The following is a 20,637-nucleotide window of genomic DNA, read 5'->3' on the forward strand; positions in this document are numbered from 1 at the left end:
TGGTTTTTTCGGAACACTGCCCCGATAGACGATGAAAGATGGCGATCGATCGAAAGCGTAACCGAATGTCCGATCGTTCTGCAATCCTCATCTGGATACAGTTCGCCGAAGGCCTACGCCGGTATCATCACAATGGAGTGGTCCTTCCATTGCTCCGCGGAAAAGCAGCTAATTGGACTTTCGTTCTCTAACCTGTGGTTTAAGCAAGTTATTGGCGATTTTCCATCGCGTACCCAATGATTGGTCCGCAACGAATCGGACCTATGCCCACCCCACATGATTCGCCTTGCCACGCCTTAGGCAGCCTACTGTGCATCCAAAGGTGCGGTGCTGGCACTCACGCGCCAGGCAGGTGTGCAACATGCACCGCTGAATATTCAGATCAATTCCGTTTCACCCGGCACGACCATGACCGGGCTACAGCGGGATGTAACGGAAGAGCAGCGTGCGGCATTCCTGCCACTCACCCCGATTGGCCGCTTTGCAGCATCGGAAGAAGTGTCCGCGGTCATCGTCTTCCTGTGCTCGACCGGCTCCTCTTTCATGACCGGCGCCGATGTCAGCATCGACGGCGGAATGGTTGCGCTATGAGGGTTCTGATGACCGGAAGTGCGGGGTTGATCGGAATGGCCGCCCGCGAAGCTATTACGGCAGCCGGGCACATTGTGACCGCAATGACGTCACGGACTTCGGCCGTGAAGACAGCAAAGTCTGGATCATCGGTTTGGACAATAGGGATGCACTCGACAAGCTCATCAGGGAACATGCGATCGAGGCCATTGTTTACTGTGCAGCCATTTCAGGTCCTATGATGGCTCGGACGATCCGCTGAAGATCGTTGCGGTTAACATTGACGCGACCGCTTTGCTGCCTGATCTGGCTCGTATCCATAGGCTGAAGCGTTTTGTGTTCTGCTCTTCGATCAGTGTTTACGGCGATGCAGGCATGGTTGTCATTGATGAAGGGACCGCGCTTCATCCGACCTCGGTCTGCGGCGCCAGCAAGGCCGCATGCGAACAATTGGTTGAAGGTTTGCCGCGGAATATGGCCTGGAGGGTGTTAGTCTCGGGATTGGACGCGTCTATGGTCACGTGCGCGATGTTACCGCAACGGCCAGGCCAACGCCAAAAACGACTATCTTGAGCCACCAGGGAGTGGAATATTTATGTCGTTCAAGTTTTTTGTTATTCATCACCGCAACCTCATATGGGAATGAAATACCGCGGGGATTTGACAAGGGCTATCATTCACTCCGCATAGTCGCGACAAACCAATGTATAATTTCCTCACAAGGGCTTCGAATATAGTCTGGCTGAGTAGCGAAACCTCCCTTCACTTTGCTACTGCTTCGGTGTATTTCCGTCCACCGCAGTGTCGCGGATTTCGATCCGCTGGACCGTCCAGTCCCTCTCACTGGGCGGTTCCTTTTTGAGGATAGGGCGGCGGCCTCCAAAGAACGCCCTCGTTCACCCGGGTGGCCGTGATCCCCCGTTCAGGCCAATCCGGGCTGTCCCGCTACTTCGTAGCGAGCCCGGCTCAGGCTGACAAGGCTTGCGATTGCCGCGCAACCGCTGGCAATGACGACCGCAGATTCGAGCGCGGTCGGCAACGGCAGGATTGCGAAGATGATCGACATGCTGATCCCGCCCAAGGTTTGGCCCAGAAGCCGCGCGGTACCTTGCATGGCGCCAGCCGCACCGCTTCTGGCTTTCGGTGCCGACAGAAGGAGAATTCGGTTGTTCGGAGTCTGGAACAGTCCGAAACCGAAGCCGGCGATCATCGTTCCGGCGATAAATGCGATGCCTCTCGGGTCAGGCGGGGCGAAACCGACTATGAGAAGTCCCAGGGCCAGCAGCGCCCCGCCGATGGCGCAAAGCCATGCCGTTTTGAAGCGGTTTGCCAGGCGTCCCGAAACCGGTGCAATGATCGCGGTCGCGGCAGGCCAGGGCATCATGTATAGACCTGCCAGTACCGGCGTCATGTGGTAGGTGTGCTGAAGGTAGAAGGGCAGTGCGATATAGCTCAACATCTGGCCGCAGAAGCAGGATATCGAGGCGATGACCGCTACCCGGAATGCCGGCGCCGCCAGCAGGTCCGTCGGGACGATCGGGGCGCCGCTGTTCTGTTCGAGGCGCAGCAGAACGAAGAGGCAGACCAGGGCAGTGGCGATAAGGGCGGTACCACTCACTGGCGCGGTCACGATATGGTCGGCGCCGCAGAAGAAGAGAATGAACATCAGTGTATTGGCAAGCAAGGCCTTCGCGTTCAACTTTCGCTGTGCGCCCTCGATCTGCCCAAGCACACTGCCGCCGATGAGAACGATGACGCCGAGCGGCAGATTGACCGCAAACAGCCAGGGCCAGTTCGTTACAGAAAGGATCGCGGCGGCGATACCGGGACCGGCAGCGGCCGAGATTGCGATGACCATGGCATTGATGCCAATGATCGGACCCAGCATGTGCTGCGGCACGGCCGCGCGCAGGTTCATCATGCCAAGCGCCATGATCGCGCCGCCTCCCAAGCCCTGCGCGAAACGGGCGAGAATCAGCAACGGAAGGTTGCCCGCGAAGGCGCACGCCGCGGAGGCTACGGTGAACAGCGCCACGCCGACCAAGAAGATACGCCGCGCGCCGTAGATTTCACCCAGCGCGCCGCAGGGAAGAATGGCGACAAGTACGGCCAGCTGATAGGCCGAGACGACCCATACGGTACTACCCGCTTCCGCGTGCAGCGAGAGGGCAATCGAGGGCAAGGCCAAATTGGCAATGGCTCCGTCCAAAACGACCAGGACGATCGTCAGAAGTATCATCGCAACAGCCAGGTGCCGTCGAGGCGACTCCAGGCCATCTTGCAAAACGGGTGCGGTGGAGGTGAAGGTCATCGAGAAACTCCCAATCTTTGTCAGATGGCTGGCTACTTAATCCTCGCAAATCACTTGCGCCAGACGCAACGAAATCAATTGGCCGTTGCGTTTGACGCCATGCATGAGTAGAATGCGGGCCATGGCTGATCTCGATCTCAACCTTTTGGTGGCTCTGGATGCTTTGCTGCGCGAGCAAAGCGTATCGGCCGCTGCTCGCCGGCTTGGGCTGAGCACATCCGCCATGAGCCGGACGCTGTCACGGTTGAGGATCGCGCTGGGTGATCCGATCCTCGTGCCGGCCGGGCGTGGCATGGTCGCGACCCCGCATGCCCTGGCGATTGCCGAGGACGTGCATTTGTTGAAAGAAGCTGTGAAAACGGTGCTTAGTCCGCCGTCGACAGTGGAAATCCGGGAGGTGCGGCGTCACTTCACGATCCGCGCCAATGAGGCATTCGTGCTTCTCTATGCCGCCGGTTTGAGTGCTGCCGTGACGAACACTGCGCCCGGGATACGGCTTCGCTTTGCGCCGAGATCGGATAAGGACGTTCAGCCTTTGAGGGACGCGGAGGTCGATTTGGACATTGGTGTCCTGCCGGCCGACAGCGGCGAGCTGCGTTGCCAAACCCTTTTCGAGGACCGGTATGTCGGTCTCGCAAGGGCAGGGCACCCGATCTTCGATGCAGATATGATCACAGTCGAGCGATATGCCGCCTGGGGCCACGTCCTCTTTTCAATGCAAGCGGACTTTGCCGGTCCGGTCGACAGGGCACTCGCCGAATTGGGCCTTTACCGTGATGTCAGACTGATCGTGCCAAGTTTTCCGGCGGTGATTGCAGTTGCGGTAGCATCCGATCTGATCGGCTCGGCTCCGAAGTCTTACTGCAAGTCCGCCGCGATAGGCCAGATCAAGACCTTTGACCTGCCGGTCGCCATGTCGGGCTTTAGCATCGTACAGGCTTGGCACCCGCGGATGGATGCAGATCCCGTTCATCGCTGGCTGAGGGCTCTGATTTTTGAGACGTTCCGCTCGGTGAACTGAGTGTGCGTGCCAGCCGGCAAGCGCTTGGCTGTATTCCGCAGGTGCGAATCGGCAATCTTGTTCAAGGCAGGAGAGAGGTTTTCGGCAACCGGCACCTACGGCTGTTGAGCGGAGAACCACCACTACGGGAGCTACTGTTCGATTCCCTTCAGGGCGGTCAAGTTTCGGCATGGCAGCGTCCGCGGCTATGTCTTCGCGAGCAACAGCGCTGCTTGCACGCCCCCTTCCAAAATTTGTGCTGCCACAATCTCGTTAGAAACCGCTCGAGCAATTTGCAGGGTACCCACCATCAGAGCGAAAATTGCCATGGCGCGTTCACGCGATGACGATGACGAAGGTGGAAGATAAGAAGCGAGTGTTTCGACGTACTTCCCCAGTCCAACCTCGTATGCGTTACGCGTCGAATCCGGTTGCCGTCCGATTTCAGGTAAAAGGGCCGCTGAAGGACACCCATCCTCGGTTCCATGCAAGTGAGCGACGTTCAGGTAATGGCGAATAACATCTTCAATCCCCAACTCCGCCGCACCGGCTTGCTCCAGACTTGCACGCTGATCCGTCAGCGCACTTACAATGGCCTCCCTTACGAGAGCTTCCTTCGATTCAAAGTGCGGATAGAAGGCTCCGTTTGTGAGTCCGGCTTCGGACATGATCCCCGCCAGGCCCGAGGCTGCCGCACCGTCTTTTCGAAAGCGCTTGGAAGCGACGTCGATTATTCGACGCCGCGTGTTCTCCTTGTGACCCTTTTCAAAGCGCATCTATGTCTTCCGTGAATGTTCAGCTTCTGCATCAGATCGTTGCTGCGATTGGCATGTGGGCTCGCGACAGCCTACGCGGCTGCCGATTCAAGCACGGCTTGCAGATCGTTATCAAGCTTTCGCGCAACTTCGTTGACTTTCTGGTCAGCGAACTGGCCAAAAGTCGAGATCGGACGATCGTACTCGAATGCCACGCCGTCATTGTCCTCGCGTAGCAGCACCCGAACTGGTGCGTAAAGGCCGGCAGACATGCGATGTCGCGTCATCTTCGATGCCGTCAGCGGATTGCCGATGTCGTACTGTATCGACTGACGCTGAAGTCCGGCCACCTGAAGGAGCGCGCCGTGATCTCTAAAACCGAAAATTGAAAGCGCCGGTAAAGCCTCCAATTCGCGAAGCGCTCGGGTCGTTTCCCGATAACGGAGCAGCGTAAAGATGCCGTCATCAATACGTGGGATCATGCTTTCCAGCTTTGACTTGACGACGCCAAAGTCCTTGCTGGAGTGGATCGTAACATGTTCAACGTCAATTTTTTGGATGTCGATCATATTTGCCATTTTAGGGGCCCTTTTTAATTAGAGTTGGTTGAGACTCTTGTCCGGTTTGTTTTTCAAAGAGACGAGATACCGAGCGTCTCCACCCGAGGGGCGATTTCCAACAGTCTGCGATCACCACCCAAGGGAGCATCGATCTCAAGGCCGATGGGAAGATGGTTGCTCGCATTGCCCATGGGGAGGCTGATCCCTGGAAGGCCCGCACCACTTGCTCGAACAGTGTTCTTCGCTAAAGCAGCGTAGGTAACCTCCCGCCCTGCGATTGAAAACAGGTTCTCTTTTCCGATCTCCGGTGCCGTGCAGGGGGTCGTCGGGAAAAGAAGCGCCTCAGCCCCACTTGTCGCGAAGGCGTCTTTGAATCGCCGCTGGATTTCGGGCCGATCATTTGCCAATGCCACGTTATAAACATCCTGAGAAAGCCATTGGGATCCACTCGGCAGTACATGATGCTGCCACGCCTCTTTCAGACCCGGCTTAAGGTCTCGGTAAATCTCCTCGAATGACGTGGGAATAGCATTATCTTCAAGGAAATCGGCAATCGCATGCATCGTGTCATGGAAGAAGATGTTCCATGTTGTTGTGTCGGCAAGCGCTGAAAAGCCTTCTCCCAAGTCGATCTCAACGATCTCGGCTCCGGCGTCGTGCAGTCTGCGTATAATGTCTCTGAAACGCGCTTCAACTTCTGCGTCGACCAGGTCCAGATATTGCTTCGGTGCATATGCGAACCTGACGCCCTTGAGGCTGCCCGGTTCGGGTCCCATCAATGCAGGAGGAGCGTTAGTGACAATCTGATCGATGAGCTCGCAATCTTCGACAGTGCGGGCGAAGACGCCAGTCGTGTCGAGAACGTGGGAGATCGGCGCGACACCGTTTCGCGGCCAGCGTCCTGTCGTTGGCTTAAAACCAACCACTCCGCACAGCGATGCTGGCACGCGGATCGAACCGACGGTGTCTCCTCCGAAAGCTGCAGGTACGATCCCGGCAGCGACGGCTGCGGCAGACCCACTTGACGATCCGCCACTGACCCGATTATGAGCGCGAGGGTTTTGCACCTGGCCATAGGGATTGTTGTCGCCAGTCAACCCGTAGGACATCTCAACGAGGTTATTCTTTCCGAATACAATTGCCCCGGCTTCCTTGATTGCACTGACGACCTCGGCGTCTTGCGCGGGTACAAAATCTTTCAGATTGCTGACGCCGAGAGTCGTGCGCAGGCCGCTTGTCAAATAGCTATCCTTGACGCCCAGAGGAACGCCAAGCAAGGGACCGGACGCGCCAACGGATCGGGATTTGTCGACCTTGCGCGCCGCGGCAATAACAGCCTCTTCGTCAATCGTGATGAAAGCCTTGATATCCGACTGTTCCCGGGCACGCTCGAGAAGTGCTTCAGCGTATGACTCTGCCGTGAAGTCGCCGCTGTTAATGGCGCGAGCAGCTTGTGCAACACCGATCGCTTCGAAACCAGCGGCATTGCCGGTCTGACCTGACTGTACTTCCTTTTGCATCGGAATCCTCACTTTCATTTGCGTGTTGATAGAGCGCCGCGTGGAACACCGGCTATGAAGCTCAACTATTGGAGTACGAACATAATATCAAATTATGATCATAATGCAACGGGCTTTTTTAAAGGCGTTTTGCTGGCGGTTCACTAAAGTAGAGGACGCGAGAGAACCGCGACGAAGTCATTTCTGGATGGATGGACCCTGCGGTGGCAAAAGGCGACGAGACAATCCGCAGCCAGGCCGAACGGGCCGTATAGGGCTGGGACAATTCGCGAGATTGCCCAGCAGAGGTGTGCTTGGAATTTGCGAAAAGTTCGCCCAGGACCCGAGCACCAACTTATTTCGCCGTCGAGCCGGCACTTGGCATCTCGCGTGGTATAAGCTGCGGAAGGGAGCATAAAATGCGCACTGGTGAACAGCCATTCTTGCAGCGTTCTCACCAACGATAAAGAGTGGCTACGGCCGTCAAAGAGAGCAGGGAAACTGCGCATCGCTTGCTCACTGCTTTTAATTCACTATCGGCAGGTCGAGCCCTCGACGTATTTAGCTTTGTCCTCGAATCTCGAAGCAAATGTCTCGTGCCAACGCGGCGACTGCCCTTGGCCGCCGCCGCTCGTAGCCATCGCTAAGTAAGTAGGACACTGAAAACTATCGACTTGAATTCGAGTAGAGGTTCATCGCTCCTATCGGCCCGCATGCGCAACAATGCACCCTCCCAGCTGTTCAGTACGAAGCGAGCTAGCAATTCTGCCGGCATACGACTATCGATCGCGCCGTCATCCTGCGCTTGGGCGATACAGGTTTCGAAATATCCGCTCCACGCTGCGAAATGTTTCACGAGACGCTCACGCATGAGGGCGCTGTGATCAGCAACCTCCGCACTGATGTTTCCGAGCAGGCAACCTCTCACAAAGCCGGCCGCCCTGAACGCTTCGATCAGCTCATCAAAATAAGCTTCCAGGCGGGCAAGCGGTGCAATTTCGGCATCGCAAAGCATGCTGCGAAGCTTGTCCTCATTTCGGTTGAAGTAAGCATCAAGGACGTCAGCACCGAAAACTTCCTTGCTTGCAAAATGATTATAGAATGACCCCTTGGGAACTCCGACCCTCTCAGCGATGCCCTGAACGCCCGTCGCGGCATATCCCTCAGCATAAAACATCTGCAACCCCGCCTTGACGAGATTGTCGCGAGTGCCGGGCTTTGGTTTCGGGCCCCGTCGGGCAGCAGGCGAAGATTTCACGCAATGCATCCTTGACTAATTAATTCCGACCGGTCACTTTATAATTATCGCTTCTGCACGAGCGGTGTCAAGAACGGTATCTGCGGCAGGGAGAAAAAGCTGTGGTTTTAAGGCTGGACATAGAAATTCTCGTCGATGACGGAATTGAGCTGCCTGCTTGGTTGTTTCTGACCGAGGTGTCGGGCCCGCGTCCTGTGGCGCATGGGCTCCACCGGACCGGAGAAAACGGCCTCGAGCGTCTTTCCAAAGCATTTGCAGCCTATCCCGCTGGACCATTGGCATAATGAGGTACGCTTCGCTCGACAGGAGCCGCCCGGATGTACCAGCCCTGCAACCGGATTTTGCGCGTCTCGGCGACACTGCTTCTTGTGGTAACGCGCCAAGACAAGATTACCGCACCGACGTTGCACTTGCAGCTTACGAAAGCGCGCCTGAAGCTAGGCGGCATGCTTTGATCCCGGGCGGCCATTTGCCCCTATCTCGATTAATTTCCAATGGCGGAGGCTGTCGCCACCGACAGGCCCGCCTGAATCTCGCAGCGCCTGATGCTTAACTGTTCCACCGCGCTCCCTCTTTGCCCGAACCGACAATCCACCTTTTCTCAAGTCATGGAGACAATCATGAGCGCAAACACAGCCTTAAATAGCGGACTTGGCTGGAGCACACTCAATATCAAGCGTCCGGGGCTCAGTCGCGATGTACCGCCCGGCCAAGAGGAGCTGATGTGGGTGGCGAATTCATCGACGCTCATCTACGGCGAGCGCGACGCGGTCCTGGTCGACACCTTCCTCACCATCGAACAAACACAGGCTTTGTCGGACTGGGTTGCCGCCAGCGGCAAGAATCTCAGGGCAATCTATATAACCCACGGGCACGGTGATCACTTCTTCGGCCTGGCGCCGCTCCTCGAACGCTTTCCGAGCGCCAGGGCCTATGCGACGCCGGCCGTGGTGGGGGCCATGCATGACCACCTGTCGCCGGCCTCGGTTGAGAACTTCTGGCGCAGGCTTTTTCCAGGGCAGATACCCGAGCAGCTACTTGTCGCCGAAGCGCTGGAAAACAATGAGCTGGAATTGGAAGGGCACACCCTAGTGGCGGTGAACGCAGGGCGGACCGATACAGCAGTGTCGACATGCCTGCATGTCCCATCGGCCGGCCTGATCGTCGGGGGCGACGTCGTCTACAACGGCATCCACCCCTATCTCGGTGAAACCACGATCGAGAGCCGGCTCGAATGGGTTTCGACGCTGGATAGGCTCGAAGCCCTTGCTCCCCGCACGGTAATCGCCGGGCACAAGATACCGGAAAATCCTGATGATCCGCGCATTATCGGCGAGACACGGCAATATATCCGCGACTTCAATCGTCTGAACGAGACGACAGTGACCGCGCGCGAACTCTATGACGCAATGCTGCAGCTTTATCCCAATCGCGTCAATGTCGGCTCGCTCTGGGGAGCTGCAAACACTGCCAAGAAACAGGTTTGAGTACAGAGAAGAGCGACCGTCGTGATCGGCCCCTTCTCCTGCAGCCATATTTCAAAAAACGCATTGGAACAGAGGATATACAATGCAAAAAATGCTCTTTGCCGCTACCGTCACCCTGGCAAGTGTTCTCGCGAGCTTCGCGACACCAGCCTCGGCAGCCAACAATGACCTGCTGGACACCCGCACCATCCGCACGATCGAAACGCGCTTCAGCAAGCTCATGGAGCTGGCGAACAAGCATGACATCAAGGGTCTGCACGCGCTTTTCTGGCAGTCACCCGCCGCTCTTCTGGTCGCGAAGAGTGCGATCCCATCCGAAGGCAACTGGGCAGGCTTCTGGGGCAACGACGCGATCGATCAGAAACTGCACGATATAGCGGCCTCAGGCCCTGTCGTGTTAACGCCCGATCTATCCAAACTCAAGATCGTCGGGCTGACCCCCGATATCGCCGAATCTTATGCGCCTATGGAGATTACCGTCTCCTATGCTGGACAGGACGGAACTCCCAAGCCGTTCCTGATGATCATCAACTGGAAGAAGATCGGGAAGGACTGGAAGGTCGCCTCGGAAATCATCCTGCCCGTGCCGTCCACGACGTCGGCCACTCCGGCTCAATAGGCCCATGACAATGAAATCCTCCTTGTGGCATCTGGTGATGTGTAATTGGATATTGAGCTCGATATGGAACGAAGTTCCCGGCTCAAGTTCCCTAAAGGATTGATCCACTCGCCCCCGCGGCTTGGTTGCCGGTTGCACCAGAGCCAGGCCTGCCCGTGCCAGTCCCGCGGCATGAACAGCAACTGATCAAGGCCAACAAACGGCGTCAGTCGATGACCATCAGGAGCCCGATCGACGGAACGGTCCAGACATCGGCCATTACCACCATCGGCCAGGTGGCAACGGCGGGAGGCGAATTGATGCGCATTGTCCCGAGCAATGGCACGCTCCAGATCGAAGCATATCTTCCCAACCGCGAGATTGGTTTTATCGCCGCCGGTCAGCCCGCCGTCATCGAGATCAAGGCCTTTCCTTTTACCCGCTACGGTACCATCGAAGACGCGTCACGCGGGTTGCCACCGATGCCATCCCCGAACCAGATGCACAGCAGCTGGAGGGCGCGGCAGCGAAAGAACTACAGAGCATCATTCCCACCGGCAATGTTCAACGCATGCAGAACCTTGTGTTCCCGGTGACGATCAAACCCGACACCACCACCATCGAGATCGACGGCAGGAAAATGCTGCTGTTGCGGGGAATGTCTGTGACGGTATAAGTCAAAAAGCGGCGGATCTCGGAGTATTTGTTTTCGCCGCTCGCCGATTTCATCGCAAGCCATGCAGGAGCGGTAAACAAAACATGCAGCGGTAGCAACCGGACATAGGCGATGATGAGAAAGCCGAGACGTCGAGTGGTGGCCAAATTTTCCGCTCCAGATCGATCATTGGTCGAACGGCGCTGGAGGCTCGACGGTACGGTCGTAGGTGGAGATCTCAACGGCCGTTGCTCCAACCTGCGGGCCGTATCCAAGTGCGACAGCGGTGAAAATCCTCTCTGTTCGCAGGAACTTGCCTGTGTCCGCTGATATCCAGACCTTGCTTTTGGCCCGATTGGAACCCCGGTGCCAGTCGGCGGCAATCACGATCGCAATGACCTCGTCGGCTAGCCTGGAACAGTTCTTGAAGACCGGCTCACCATTTTGCTGGCCTTCAATCATCGGTCGGGGATATTTCTTCCCGGAAAAAAACCAACGCCGAATAGTGCATCCGAAGGCGCACAATTGCAGGATCGAGATATTTTAAAACAGCGGCGGTAGGCCGATTGTTACGCCCTGTAAGACAAAAGTTTGCTTGTTCACGCTTTATAGTCCCCGTTACATTTTGTTATACAAAAGTATGGTTTTCGTAAGAACAAACAGACATGCCTTGGTATGATGACGAGACTGCTCCGACCCCTGACACCGCCACATACAAGGGCGAGCCGGCAGCACCGACGACAGCCGCGCCGCGCGGGGTGGGATTCCCGAGTGCTGTTGCCACCAAGTTTTCCAGTGAAAGCGCAGGCAAGGCGCGCATGCACACGTGCCTGGAACAATACTATGCCAACAAACAGAACAACTCGCTTGGAGGACTGAAGTGGATTCAGAAAGGCGGCGGCTATTACAGCTTGTGCAATTCCCGCCTCAAGAGCTAGTGACAAAGGCAGCAAGCGGGCCACTGCGGACCCGCTTGCTGCTGCGGAAATCCGACGATGATCTGGCTGGCTTGGTTAAAAGACAGCGGACATTTAGGCACGAGTCAGAAACCCGCCCTGGACAACAAACCGCCTTGATGTTTTCGTTCCGTGCGTCAAGGATCGCATAGTGCCTCGTATGGGACACCCAAAAAGTAAAGCGCCGCATTAGGGCCAAAAGGTGCCAGACACGACGTCTATGAATTAAGTTCGGTGTGCTTCCGCAGACCGTGTAGGGCTCAATCGATTCGAAGCCAGCGTCGACTCAAAGTATGCGGACGTTTTCGGCTTTCGATTTTCCAGTCTTGCGATCTTGCCCCAAATCGTAACTCACACGTTGCCCTTCGCTCAACGAGTCACCCTGAAGAGCGGACACGTGCACGAACACGTCCGTGCCTCCGCTTTCGGGCGTGATGAACCCGAACCCCTTTTGTGCATTGAAAAACTTAACAGTGCCGGTCGCCATAGATTTGTCCTCAAAGGTTCAACAGCTGGTTGCCGTTGGAAAAAACCTATAGCCGTTGAACTTCATTCGCAATGCGTTCGGGCCGCAAGGACAATATATCAGTTATTCCACACAGCGCGAAGCTGACTTGCATGATCGGCAACCCTCGTTGTTCAGTACCGCTGCTGCCGGTGGCAGATTCAACACCCTGCTTGATCGGGACAATAGGGTCGATGATTGCGCTTTTTTAAGGAGGCCAAGTCTCTTGGTATCTCAAATTGTCGATTTGATTGGAAACATGTCTTCCCCATAGTGATGAAGGCGAGTGTGATGTCGCCGGCATAGCCAACGGACGTGCAGTGGCTCATCGTATTGATCGTGATGAGCGTCGACAGCTTCAATACCGCAGACTTCACAGGCGAGTCTTTCCAACGGTCCAGCTTTCAGCGCTCTTTGCACCGCCAAACGGGCATCATATTGTTTCGGGTTCGCGCGACGCCAATCTGCCTGCCTTGTGTCACTCTCGATCATTAATTGGGTCCTGTCAGGTTCTTCGAGTTTGGCAACGAAGGCAAAATATAACATCAAACCCGTTCGCAAGGTAAGCTACCCAAGTTCATGACAAATGCCCTATTATCGGCATTTTCAAAGGAAGGTTTCTGGCAGGTTCTGCAATTGAACAGGCCGAATCTTGCGTTGGGATCGAAAAGATTTCAGCGGGGTCGTGGGTTAGATACGCCTCAATGCGCGGCAAATGCGGTGTCCATAGCGGCCATATCGGTGTAGTTTTTTGTGAAACGATTCTCCGATTTGATCTGTATACATGGAAACTTCGCTCTATCTGCCGGTAAAAAGCTTTCTCGAAAAGGCAGGTTACGTCGTCAAGGGCGAGGTTGGCGGCTGCGATCTTGTCGGCCTCAGTAGTGACGATCCGCCTGTTGTCGTGGTCGCCGAGCTAAAATTGAGTTTCAATCTGGAGCTCATATTGCAGGCGGTCGACCGGTCGACCGTTTCAAACGAGGTGTGGATCGCTGCCCGGATATCGTCCAGCGGCAAAGGTCGTGAAGCCGACAAACGCTACCGCAACCTCTGCCGCAGGCTTGGCGTTGGCATGCTGGGCATTTCCGATGCCGGCGAGGTCAGTGTCATCGTCGGCTCCGTATCACCAATGCCGCGGACCGATCCAAAGCGGCGTTCGAGGCTTATGCGCGAACACCAGAAACGACGCGGAGATCCGGTGCTTGGTGGTAGTACCCGCACGCCAATTATGACGGCATATCGGCAGCAGGCGCTTGCCTGTGCGGCAACGCTGACGGCAGGACCGCTGCGCGTGCGTGATATCAGAACCACCGTACCGGACGCGGGCAAGATATTGCTTTCGAATGTTTATGGCTGGTTTGAGCGCCTCGATAGGGGCGTCTATGCGTTGACGGAAGCTGGCCGCATCGCGCTGCAGCGATGGCCGCAGCCGGATGTGCAGGGAGCCAGTAGCCACGGCACTTGAGTGTTTGTCTCATGCCAATGTGCGTTAGAGAGGATCGCGCCTTCGATGGCTTGCGCTCTGCGCCCGGCAATCGGCCTGAAGGGCTGAAAGATGACAGAGCGGGCCAGCATTCCATCCGCATCATAGCATCTTGCCGTCATCAAAAATGCGAAACCATTCGATTTGCCACTTAATGGTTTGCCTTATGCTCCGCCTTCATCAACTCCATTTTTAACCTGGAAGTCTCCAAACCAAGATCGATAAAACGGTGTGCATGTTTCGCCAATGCGACGTTATCTGACCAAAGGTTCCGCCAGATACCTGTCTTCAGAGACAAGTCCTCGTCTACAACTTCCGAAGAGAAGGACTCGAATGTTAGATAATCGTCATACCCGATCGCCCTCAATGCATCGAATATCGCGGCAAAATTGATGTTGCCTGTTCCCAGATAACCGCGATGACTTTCGCCCAAATGCACATATCCGATCTTATCCCCGGCGTGGCGCAAAGCGAGACCAATATCGGCCTCTTCGATGTTCATGTGAAAGGTATCGAGATGAAGAAAGATATTATCGGAACCCGTATCTTCGATGAAAGCGAGCCCTTGTGAAACCGTATTGAGAAGATTGCTCTCGAAACGATTAACGATTTCAAGATTGAGCGTGACGCCGGCGCTCTTTGCAGTATGTGCCGCGTTCGCCAAAGTAAAGGCACTGGTCTTCCAGGCGCGTGCAGTGGGTGCCTGCTCCTGCTTGCCATGGGACGATGATAAGATGCCCGCCAGTTTCTGCCCACCGAGATCACGTGTTAATGCAATTGCCCTTTCAAGTATTGTCACACCGTTAGCAACGACCGATGGATCGTCACTCGACACGTCGCCATCACGCGGAAGGCCCATGCTGACCGCGACGCCCAGCCCACAGGCGTCGATCCTTTTGGCGAGCCATGCCACATCGGCCTGGCGGGGATCGAGGTAGGAAAATTCGATCAAATCAAATCCCAGTTCTAAGGTCATCTTAAGAGCATCTTCAAGTTCTGCCTGCGACGAGCCTGCGCTCCAGACGAAAGAATGAATTCCAAGCTTGGACATGATCGAGCCTTCTTCGATTGAAGTGAGTGGCAGCCGGAATTTCACCGGCTGCGTGTTTTGTCTGACCTTATCGCGCCGCGGTCCAGCCTTTATATTCTCCCAAATTGTCTTTGGTGATGAGGACGGGGTCCAGCAGGATCGTAGTCTCCGCAGGTTTTTCACCCGCAAGGAGCTTCGCCGCCAGATCGAGCGACTGTCCTGCCATCGTGTAAGGATCCTGGGAGGCTGACGCCTTTATCAGTGAGGTGCCCGTCTTGAGAACAGCCTCGATGTCAGGCGCTCCATCGACTGCTGTGATGATGAATTCCGACCGTCCAAGCTGCTTTGCCGCAAGCTCGGCACCGATTGCTGTCGGATCATTAATCGCAAAAACAGCATCGATCTTGTCAAAGCGCGTCAAAATGCTCTGGAACACTTTCAAGCCGCCATCGCGCGAACCTTCGCCATTCTGATCATCGGAGAGAATCTTGATATCGGGATGTTTTTCCAGCACGCCCTTGCATCCCTTGACGCGGTCAAGGATGGAGGAGGAGGCCGGGCCGTTTATGATGACGTAGTTTCCCTTGCCACCTGTCTGATCGACAAGATACTGGCAGGCGAGTTCACCAGCTTTGATATTGTTGGTCATCACGGTGATGTCGGCACCGGGCGCCGAAACATCAAAGGCTGCGACGAGCACGCCCGCGTCGTGCGCTTTCTTAACGGCAGGCGCGATCGCACTGGCGTCGACCGCGTTGAGCATGATGACATCCACGCCTGCGGCGATGAAGCTGTCAACTTGCGATGACTGCTTGTTGAGATCGTAGTCGGCGGAGACCGATGTTACCTGGACATTCGGATTGATTTTTTTTGCCGCGTCTTCAATGCCTTTGATGGTGGCGACGAAAAAAGGGTTGCCGAGAAGTCCAACGGATATACCAACCTTGTTGAGCTCTGCCGCAGATGCTGGCGCCACAAACATCGCTGTAACCGCGACCCCACAAAGCAGTCTTTTAAAATGAATCATGCATTCCTCCATTTGTGCCGTTTCTGCGGGCACCTTTGTGAACCGGTATAGAGCCGGCGTCTCCTGATCGTTCACTACGTCCTGACACCTCCCTGGAGCCGGTATCGGTCCAGAGTGACAGCCGCGATGATGACCAAACCTTTGATGATGTACTGCCATATGTCCGATACACCGGCGAGAATTAGACCATTGGAGAGAACGGCTATGATCAGCGCGCCGATAAATGTTCCCCAGATAGAACCAACGCCGCCGACGAAACTTGTACCGCCGAGAATGACCGCCGCGATGGCATCGAGTTCGTAGGACTGCCCCAGTTGCAGGCCATTTGCCGCGTAAAGCCGGGCGGCCGACATGGCCCCGCCAAGGCCGGCAAGCATGCCCGAAACCGAATAGACGAAAACAAGTACGAGAGGCACCTTGATGCCGGTCAGGCGCGCTGCTTCCGCATTTCCGCCAACTGCATAAATCCAGGTCCCGAGCACGGTTCGTCGCAAGAGCAGCCAGGACAGAAGGACCACAACGACCGCGATGATGACGAGCCAGGGTACGCCCAGAAATTTTCCGTTACCGATAAATTCGAAGGGGAGCGCAGGGTTGAAAACGGTGGTGTCTCCACCAAGGAGCCGTGCAACCCCGCGCACTGCCGTCAGCGAGCCGAGCGTAACTATAAAGGGCGGTAGCCGAATAAAGGCGATCAGAAGTCCATTTGCCAATCCGAACAACAGACCAACGAGCACAGCGGCCGGCACGCCCAGCATGCCGAAGTCTGGAATGAGCGATATGATCACCGCAACCATGGCGGAAACGGCGAGTATCGATCCCACCGACAGGTCTATGCCGCCTGTCAGGATAACGAAGGTCATGCCCGCCGCGAGCACGGTGTTGATCGAGGACTGCTGCATGACAATGGAAAGATTTGCTCCCGTCATGAAGCGCGCATTGATGAGCTGGAAGGCGATGGCGAGGATTACCAAAACAGGCAACATTCCAAGGGCTGCTACCGACGTGCGGATGCGCGATGGACCCGATTGCGTGGAGGTGGTTGTGGATTCAGTCATGTTCCTGCCTGCAAAATATTGAGTGAAGACGTGGTCTCATGCGTTAACCTCCTCGGGAGAATTAGCCTGGGTGGAGAGATGCATGATTGCTTCCTGGTGGATTGGATTGTCCGGCGTGGCGGCAATCTCGCCTGCAATCCGCCCTTCGCGCATGACAAGTACGCGATCGGCAATTCCGATAATTTCCGGCAATTCACTGGAGATGACGAGGATGGCGATCCCTCGTTGCGCAAGATCGTCGATAAGGCGGTAGATTTCTGATTTTGCCCCAACGTCCACCCCGCGGGTCGGTTCGTCCAGAATGACAACGCGGGGGTTAGTCTCGATCAGCCTTGCAAGCAGCACTTTTTGCTGGTTGCCTCCAGAAAGGCTTCCCGTGTTGATGTCGGCACTATGTGTGCGAATGGCAAAATTGGAAATTGCGGCGGTCGCCCGTCGCTTTGCTCTATCGAAATCGAGAATTGCGCCATATCTTGCATCGTCACCGAGTACCCCCATGTTGATATTGTCCGAAATGCTCATGTCAAGAAACAGGCCAAGAGCCTTGCGGTCTTCGGTCAGGTAAGCAACGCCGGCATTGAGCGCTTCGCGTGGCGAGCTGATCGCGATAGCCTCGCCATCGAGTTCCACCGTGCCGGAGATGCGTTTGTCGGCGCCAAAGATGAGTCTCGCAAGCTCTGTCCGTCCCGACCCGACAAGCCCTGCAATACCAACCACTTCCCCCTTGTAGAGATCAAATGAGCAAGCGTGAACTCGCCTGCCATCGGACATGTCCCGCACACGCATGGCGATCGGTCGTCCCGCTGCAGGTGGTCGATGGGCTTTTTTATAGAACGACGAGATATCGCGTCCGACCATCATCGAAACCAATGCCTTGGCGGAGAGGTTTTCCCTTGCGAGCGTGCCAACATAAGCGCTGTCGCGCAGAACACTGACCCGGTCGGCAAGTTGATAAACCTCTTCCATACGGTGACTGATGTAGATTATGGCAATACCTTGGGCCTTGAGCGCGGCAATTACGCCAAAGAGTTTTTCAGTCTCCCGCGTGGTCAGCGATGTGGTCGGCTCATCCATAACGATGATGCGGGCATCCGTTGACAGGGCACGCGCTATTTCAACCAGTTGTCGCTCGCCCAAGGACAGCTGTTCCACCTTTGTCAGTGACTTGAAGCTCACGCCGAGACTGTCCAACAGAGGCTGTACCCGGTCTGCCATTGCAGCCCGATCGATAAATCCAAACCTGGCAATCTCGTTGCCGAGAAAGATGTTTTGCGCAACGGTGAGGTTGGCTGCCAGGGAAAGCTCTTGATAGATGACGGCTATGCCGCTCGACTTCGCTTTTAGCGGATCACCCGTGATGACCGGCACACCGTCGATCAATATCTCCCCGCCAGGATCAGCTCTGTATGCGCCTGACAATACCTTCATCAGTGTGGACTTGCCCGCACCGTTCTCACCCATCAAGGCATGCACTTCGCCAGGATGAACGATGAGAGAGACATTGCTCAGGGCTTTTATCGTGCCAAATGTTTTGGAGATGTCGCGCATTTCCAGGACAGGTTTGTTAGCGACAGATGATCCAGGTGTCGATGTCATGGCGTGCTTTCCAGGGGTGCTGAAGCCAAGGCTACTGGCCGTCGCTCCACCGCTTGTTGACGCCAACTATCCCTGTATGAGGCCAGTCCGGTTATTGACGCGGCCGCGACCGGAATAGGTGGCTGGCCGGGTGGTGTCAGCCCCTTTGATTCGAACGCCAACGCGGCGGCGCCGGTAGCGCTGCCTTCGATGCTGCTGCTTTGAACTATTGTCTGTGCGGGACGGAGTTGTGCGAGAAGCGACGCGAACAGGCCCGAGCGGTTGAGCCCACCATCGACGACAACAGTACTGGATGACCGGATTTCGTCCAGCGACAGATCGGTCATCAGAATGACGTAGAGGAAGGCCGCTGCGGCTCGATCTTCTGGGTTCGGTTTGGGTCCCACCACCACACCTTTTTGCCCCGGCATCGGCCCGCCAGGGGCGAATGAGGGAAGTGCGAATATCGAGCGTTCGATAATGCGTTCTATATCATGGGGTTCGATGGATTTGACCCAGCCCTGACTAATGACATCAAATTCGCGCCCACCCATGAAGCGTATAGTTGCAACCGGTTCTCCATCGACGCTGACGTTGGCAAGCATGTCCTTACCCGCGTCGAGCGAGCCGAGGGGGCAATTCGGATTGAAAATAATTACCCAGGTTCCCGTGGATACAAGGGTGAAATCGGAGAGCCCAAGTGAACGATAAAAATAAAGTGCAGCATTGCTGTCGTGAACTCCGTTGTGCACGGCAAGTGTCCGCATGGAGCCGTCCGGAAGTTTCAAATCATAGGAACCGAGCACTGCACCCGCCCGTGCGAATGCAGGCATTTTGCTTTTCCAGCCCATTGCATCGACGAGGCTGCTGAAATCTTTTCGTAGCGGCGCCCATAGATGCGAATGGCACCCAAGATAAGAAACTTCGTTTACGGGGATCCCGGAAAATTTCCAGCTCCAGAACTGTGGATAGCCAAGGATCGATTTTGTCTTGGCGAAGCTTTCAGGAGACCGTTCTGCAAGCCAAAGCATGTGTCGACCGTAATTAAAGCCGAGGGGAAGCCGTGGCGAAAACGTCTCTGGAAAGCCTGGTATGCGATCGTCAATCCTTTCAGCGATTTCGGTCGGTGGTTCCTGTTCGTAATCCAAAATCGGATGTGTCAGTTCCGTGTCATCGACAAGAGCGAATGTGCAGCCATGACCAGATATCATGATCCCCGTAATATTGTGAACCGGTGTGGTGTCCTTTAACGCTTGTTGCATCCATTCAAACATGGCGTGCTCGTCAAGCACGGTCAGGTCGTCAACCGTTCGCCATTTTGGCTGTATCCGGCTTTCATGGATGATCCCGCCTGCTTCGTTGAAGACGAAGAGCTTGGTGTTGGTCTTGCCAAGGTCAAATACTGCCAAGCTCATGCATCGCCTCCGTTGAGCTGTGCAATCAGGATTGAAATGCCTTCATCGACGAGCATTTTTGCATCGGCGTCCTTTAGTCCATCATCCGTAATGATCGTGCCAATGCGCGAAAGGGGCAGCGCAATATTTCTGGCGCGGGTGGCGAACTTTCGGCTGTCGGCCAGCACCACGATCTGGTCGGCGCATGTGCTTAGATCCTGGATAGCCTTCACGAGAAGCGGATGCGACTCCTGCAGACCGGACACGCTCACTCCTTGCGTACCAACAAAGAACTTGGTGGCAAAAAAGGCGGGCGCGGCCGCGCCGGCAGATTGAATGATGCCTGGTTCGCGGTGCAGATCCCCGCCTGCCACCACCAATTGGCATGTGCCTCGCTCGCCTAGGTAAGCGGCAAGCGGCATGGAATTTGTGAAGATGCGGATATTGCGTTTGGCAAGACGCACTCCAAGTTGAAAGCAGGTGGAGCCTCCATGAATGATAACGGAATCGCCGTCGCGGATGAGCGTCTCTGCCGTTGCCGCTATGGCACGCTTGGCCTCAACGGCCAGATCGCGGTTTTCGTCATAATAGCGGGCCGATAACCGACCGGAAGCCACTCCTTCAGGTGCGGAGATACCTCCGTAGACCTTACGAACCTGTCCGCCATCGTGGAGTTTGTCGATGTCCCGGCGAATAGTAGCAGCGGAAACACCAAGCATTTCCTGAAGGTCGCGCACCGAAGCAAACGGCCGTTCTTTCACGATTTCTATAATCTGATGATGACGATCAAAATCGTTCACATATCACTCCCTTGCGGCCGCCTCCCAACGCTACGTGACGAAGATTACTCATGATGTGGCCCATTTTGTCAAGAAGCTGATTTAATTTAATCACTATTGACGTAAGTACATCTTTC

Annotated in this window: 22 protein-coding genes and 3 pseudogenes; 11 read left to right on the forward strand and 14 right to left on the reverse strand. The window is 55.7% G+C overall.

Annotated elements, in window-relative coordinates; translation table 11 throughout:
* Positions 1–312: 312 nt before the first annotated feature.
* From FHS21_RS21910 to FHS21_RS31585, 3 genes and pseudogenes are all read left to right on the forward strand, one after another.
* Positions 313–591, forward strand: a pseudogene (locus FHS21_RS21910) (SDR family NAD(P)-dependent oxidoreductase); the annotation flags it as partial.
* Positions 557–832, forward strand: a complete 276-nt coding sequence (locus FHS21_RS21915; protein ID WP_183663948.1) for a hypothetical protein — start codon at positions 557–559, stop codon at positions 830–832. The pseudogene FHS21_RS21910 and the gene FHS21_RS21915, both read left to right, overlap by 35 nt.
* A 32-nt stretch (positions 833–864) precedes the next feature.
* Complete coding sequence (locus tag FHS21_RS31585) at positions 865–1,143, forward strand: NAD-dependent epimerase/dehydratase family protein (RefSeq protein ID WP_376772180.1); 279 nt, start codon at positions 865–867, stop codon at positions 1,141–1,143.
* 349 nt (positions 1,144–1,492) lie between these two features.
* Here the strand turns inward: FHS21_RS31585 and FHS21_RS21925 are convergent, their stop codons facing one another.
* Positions 1,493–2,809 (reverse strand): MFS transporter, encoded by a 1,317-nt coding sequence (locus FHS21_RS21925; protein WP_183664015.1) that lies wholly within the window; start codon positions 2,807–2,809, stop codon positions 1,493–1,495.
* Between the two features lie 193 nt (positions 2,810–3,002).
* Between FHS21_RS21925 and FHS21_RS21930 the strand changes: the two genes are divergently transcribed.
* Positions 3,003–3,902 (forward strand): LysR family transcriptional regulator, encoded by a 900-nt coding sequence (locus tag FHS21_RS21930; RefSeq protein ID WP_183663949.1) that lies wholly within the window; start codon positions 3,003–3,005, stop codon positions 3,900–3,902.
* Between the two features lie 185 nt (positions 3,903–4,087).
* Here FHS21_RS21930 and FHS21_RS21935 read toward each other — a convergent pair whose 3' ends face one another.
* From FHS21_RS21935 to FHS21_RS31230, 4 genes are all read right to left on the reverse strand, one after another.
* Entirely contained in the window at positions 4,088–4,657 is a 570-nt protein-coding gene (locus tag FHS21_RS21935) for a TetR/AcrR family transcriptional regulator (protein WP_183663950.1), read from the reverse strand.
* Positions 4,658–4,728: 71 nt separating this feature from the next.
* Entirely contained in the window at positions 4,729–5,214 is a 486-nt protein-coding gene (locus FHS21_RS21940) for a DUF302 domain-containing protein (RefSeq protein WP_183663951.1), read from the reverse strand.
* 53 nt (positions 5,215–5,267) lie between these two features.
* Positions 5,268–6,716 carry an amidase family protein gene (locus tag FHS21_RS21945; protein ID WP_183663952.1) on the reverse strand — a complete coding sequence of 483 codons (1,449 nt, stop codon included), beginning with the start codon at positions 6,714–6,716 and terminating at the stop codon, positions 5,268–5,270.
* Positions 6,717–7,338: 622 nt separating this feature from the next.
* Positions 7,339–7,953, reverse strand: a complete 615-nt coding sequence (locus FHS21_RS31230) for a TetR/AcrR family transcriptional regulator (RefSeq protein ID WP_312879910.1) — start codon at positions 7,951–7,953, stop codon at positions 7,339–7,341.
* Positions 7,954–8,054: 101 nt separating this feature from the next.
* Here FHS21_RS31230 and FHS21_RS21955 point away from each other — a divergent pair, with 101 nt between their 5' ends.
* The 5 genes and pseudogenes from FHS21_RS21955 to FHS21_RS21975 form a co-directional block, all read left to right on the forward strand.
* On the forward strand, positions 8,055–8,237 hold the full coding sequence (locus FHS21_RS21955) for a hypothetical protein (RefSeq protein WP_183663957.1): 183 nt from the start codon (positions 8,055–8,057) through the stop codon (positions 8,235–8,237).
* Between the two features lie 33 nt (positions 8,238–8,270).
* Entirely contained in the window at positions 8,271–8,408 is a 138-nt protein-coding gene (locus tag FHS21_RS21960) for a hypothetical protein (protein ID WP_183663958.1), read from the forward strand.
* Between the two features lie 165 nt (positions 8,409–8,573).
* On the forward strand, positions 8,574–9,440 hold the full coding sequence (locus FHS21_RS21965; protein ID WP_183663960.1) for an MBL fold metallo-hydrolase: 867 nt from the start codon (positions 8,574–8,576) through the stop codon (positions 9,438–9,440).
* An 82-nt stretch (positions 9,441–9,522) separates the two neighbouring features.
* A complete protein-coding gene (locus FHS21_RS21970) occupies positions 9,523–10,059 on the forward strand; it encodes a hypothetical protein (protein ID WP_183663962.1) in 537 nt (178 codons plus the stop codon).
* A gap of 173 nt (positions 10,060–10,232) precedes the next feature.
* Positions 10,233–10,790 (forward strand): annotated as a pseudogene (locus FHS21_RS21975) (beta-barrel domain-containing protein); the annotation flags it as partial.
* Positions 10,791–10,879: 89 nt separating this feature from the next.
* On the opposite strand, the gene FHS21_RS21980 reads toward FHS21_RS21975, so the two are convergent.
* Positions 10,880–11,155: a hypothetical protein gene (locus FHS21_RS21980; RefSeq protein ID WP_112525340.1), complete on the reverse strand. Its 276-nt coding sequence runs from the start codon at positions 11,153–11,155 to the stop codon at positions 10,880–10,882.
* Between the two features lie 257 nt (positions 11,156–11,412).
* On the opposite strand from FHS21_RS21980, the pseudogene FHS21_RS21985 reads away from it, so the two are divergent.
* Positions 11,413–11,631, forward strand: a pseudogene (locus FHS21_RS21985) (antifreeze protein); the annotation flags it as partial.
* Between the two features lie 304 nt (positions 11,632–11,935).
* Here FHS21_RS21985 and FHS21_RS21990 read toward each other — a convergent pair.
* On the reverse strand, positions 11,936–12,136 hold the full coding sequence (locus FHS21_RS21990) for a cold-shock protein (RefSeq protein ID WP_112525344.1): 201 nt from the start codon (positions 12,134–12,136) through the stop codon (positions 11,936–11,938).
* Between the two features lie 252 nt (positions 12,137–12,388).
* The gene (locus FHS21_RS30820) at positions 12,389–12,646 is read right to left on the reverse strand and encodes a hypothetical protein (RefSeq protein WP_246411144.1); all 258 of its coding nucleotides are present in this window, start codon (positions 12,644–12,646) and stop codon (positions 12,389–12,391) included.
* 292 nt (positions 12,647–12,938) lie between these two features.
* Between FHS21_RS30820 and FHS21_RS21995 the strand changes: the two genes are divergently transcribed.
* Positions 12,939–13,619 carry a DUF2161 domain-containing phosphodiesterase gene (locus tag FHS21_RS21995; protein WP_183663964.1) on the forward strand — a complete coding sequence of 227 codons (681 nt, stop codon included), beginning with the start codon at positions 12,939–12,941 and terminating at the stop codon, positions 13,617–13,619.
* A 169-nt stretch (positions 13,620–13,788) separates the two neighbouring features.
* Here the strand turns inward: FHS21_RS21995 and FHS21_RS22000 are convergent, their stop codons facing one another.
* The 6 genes from FHS21_RS22000 to FHS21_RS22025 all read right to left on the reverse strand — a co-directional run bounded on the left by FHS21_RS22000 (position 13,789) and on the right by FHS21_RS22025 (position 20,521).
* Positions 13,789–14,688: a sugar phosphate isomerase/epimerase family protein gene (locus tag FHS21_RS22000; RefSeq protein ID WP_183663965.1), complete on the reverse strand. Its 900-nt coding sequence runs from the start codon at positions 14,686–14,688 to the stop codon at positions 13,789–13,791.
* Positions 14,689–14,755: 67 nt separating this feature from the next.
* Positions 14,756–15,694, reverse strand: coding sequence for an ABC transporter substrate-binding protein (locus FHS21_RS22005; RefSeq protein ID WP_112525460.1), 939 nt, complete (start codon positions 15,692–15,694; stop codon positions 14,756–14,758).
* Positions 15,695–15,768: 74 nt separating this feature from the next.
* Positions 15,769–16,752, reverse strand: a complete 984-nt coding sequence (locus tag FHS21_RS22010) for an ABC transporter permease subunit (protein ID WP_112525348.1) — start codon at positions 16,750–16,752, stop codon at positions 15,769–15,771.
* A gap of 36 nt (positions 16,753–16,788) precedes the next feature.
* Entirely contained in the window at positions 16,789–18,348 is a 1,560-nt protein-coding gene (locus FHS21_RS22015) for a sugar ABC transporter ATP-binding protein (protein ID WP_112525350.1), read from the reverse strand.
* The gene (locus FHS21_RS22020) at positions 18,345–19,742 is read right to left on the reverse strand and encodes an FGGY-family carbohydrate kinase (protein WP_183663967.1); all 1,398 of its coding nucleotides are present in this window, start codon (positions 19,740–19,742) and stop codon (positions 18,345–18,347) included. The genes FHS21_RS22015 and FHS21_RS22020 overlap by 4 nt, the downstream gene beginning before the upstream one ends.
* Complete coding sequence (locus FHS21_RS22025; RefSeq protein WP_112525354.1) at positions 19,739–20,521, reverse strand: DeoR/GlpR family DNA-binding transcription regulator; 783 nt, start codon at positions 20,519–20,521, stop codon at positions 19,739–19,741. The genes FHS21_RS22020 and FHS21_RS22025 overlap by 4 nt, the downstream gene beginning before the upstream one ends.
* Positions 20,522–20,637: the final 116 nt, after the last annotated feature.

Source organism: Phyllobacterium trifolii (genome assembly GCF_014192095.1).
GTDB classification, from domain to species: Bacteria; Pseudomonadota; Alphaproteobacteria; order Rhizobiales; family Rhizobiaceae; genus Phyllobacterium; species Phyllobacterium trifolii.

Coding starts and splice junctions, on each gene's coding strand:
- FHS21_RS21915 (WP_183663948.1), top strand. CDS start 557: ATGTCAGCATCGACGGCGGAATGGTTGCGCTATGAGGGTTCTGATGAC.
- FHS21_RS21925 (WP_183664015.1), bottom strand. CDS start 2,809: ATGATACTTCTGACGATCGTCCTGGTCGTTTTGGACGGAGCCATTGCC.
- FHS21_RS21930 (WP_183663949.1), top strand. CDS start 3,003: ATGGCTGATCTCGATCTCAACCTTTTGGTGGCTCTGGATGCTTTGCTG.
- FHS21_RS21935 (WP_183663950.1), bottom strand. CDS start 4,657: ATGCGCTTTGAAAAGGGTCACAAGGAGAACACGCGGCGTCGAATAATC.
- FHS21_RS21940 (WP_183663951.1), bottom strand. CDS start 5,214: ATGGCAAATATGATCGACATCCAAAAAATTGACGTTGAACATGTTACG.
- FHS21_RS21945 (WP_183663952.1), bottom strand. CDS start 6,716: ATGCAAAAGGAAGTACAGTCAGGTCAGACCGGCAATGCCGCTGGTTTC.
- FHS21_RS21960 (WP_183663958.1), top strand. CDS start 8,271: ATGTACCAGCCCTGCAACCGGATTTTGCGCGTCTCGGCGACACTGCTT.
- FHS21_RS21965 (WP_183663960.1), top strand. CDS start 8,574: ATGAGCGCAAACACAGCCTTAAATAGCGGACTTGGCTGGAGCACACTC.
- FHS21_RS21970 (WP_183663962.1), top strand. CDS start 9,523: ATGCAAAAAATGCTCTTTGCCGCTACCGTCACCCTGGCAAGTGTTCTC.
- FHS21_RS21980 (WP_112525340.1), bottom strand. CDS start 11,155: ATGATTGAAGGCCAGCAAAATGGTGAGCCGGTCTTCAAGAACTGTTCC.
- FHS21_RS21990 (WP_112525344.1), bottom strand. CDS start 12,136: ATGGCGACCGGCACTGTTAAGTTTTTCAATGCACAAAAGGGGTTCGGG.
- FHS21_RS30820 (WP_246411144.1), bottom strand. CDS start 12,646: ATGATCGAGAGTGACACAAGGCAGGCAGATTGGCGTCGCGCGAACCCG.
- FHS21_RS21995 (WP_183663964.1), top strand. CDS start 12,939: ATGGAAACTTCGCTCTATCTGCCGGTAAAAAGCTTTCTCGAAAAGGCA.
- FHS21_RS22000 (WP_183663965.1), bottom strand. CDS start 14,688: ATGTCCAAGCTTGGAATTCATTCTTTCGTCTGGAGCGCAGGCTCGTCG.
- FHS21_RS22005 (WP_112525460.1), bottom strand. CDS start 15,694: ATGATTCATTTTAAAAGACTGCTTTGTGGGGTCGCGGTTACAGCGATG.
- FHS21_RS22010 (WP_112525348.1), bottom strand. CDS start 16,752: ATGACTGAATCCACAACCACCTCCACGCAATCGGGTCCATCGCGCATC.
- FHS21_RS22015 (WP_112525350.1), bottom strand. CDS start 18,348: ATGACATCGACACCTGGATCATCTGTCGCTAACAAACCTGTCCTGGAA.
- FHS21_RS22020 (WP_183663967.1), bottom strand. CDS start 19,742: ATGAGCTTGGCAGTATTTGACCTTGGCAAGACCAACACCAAGCTCTTC.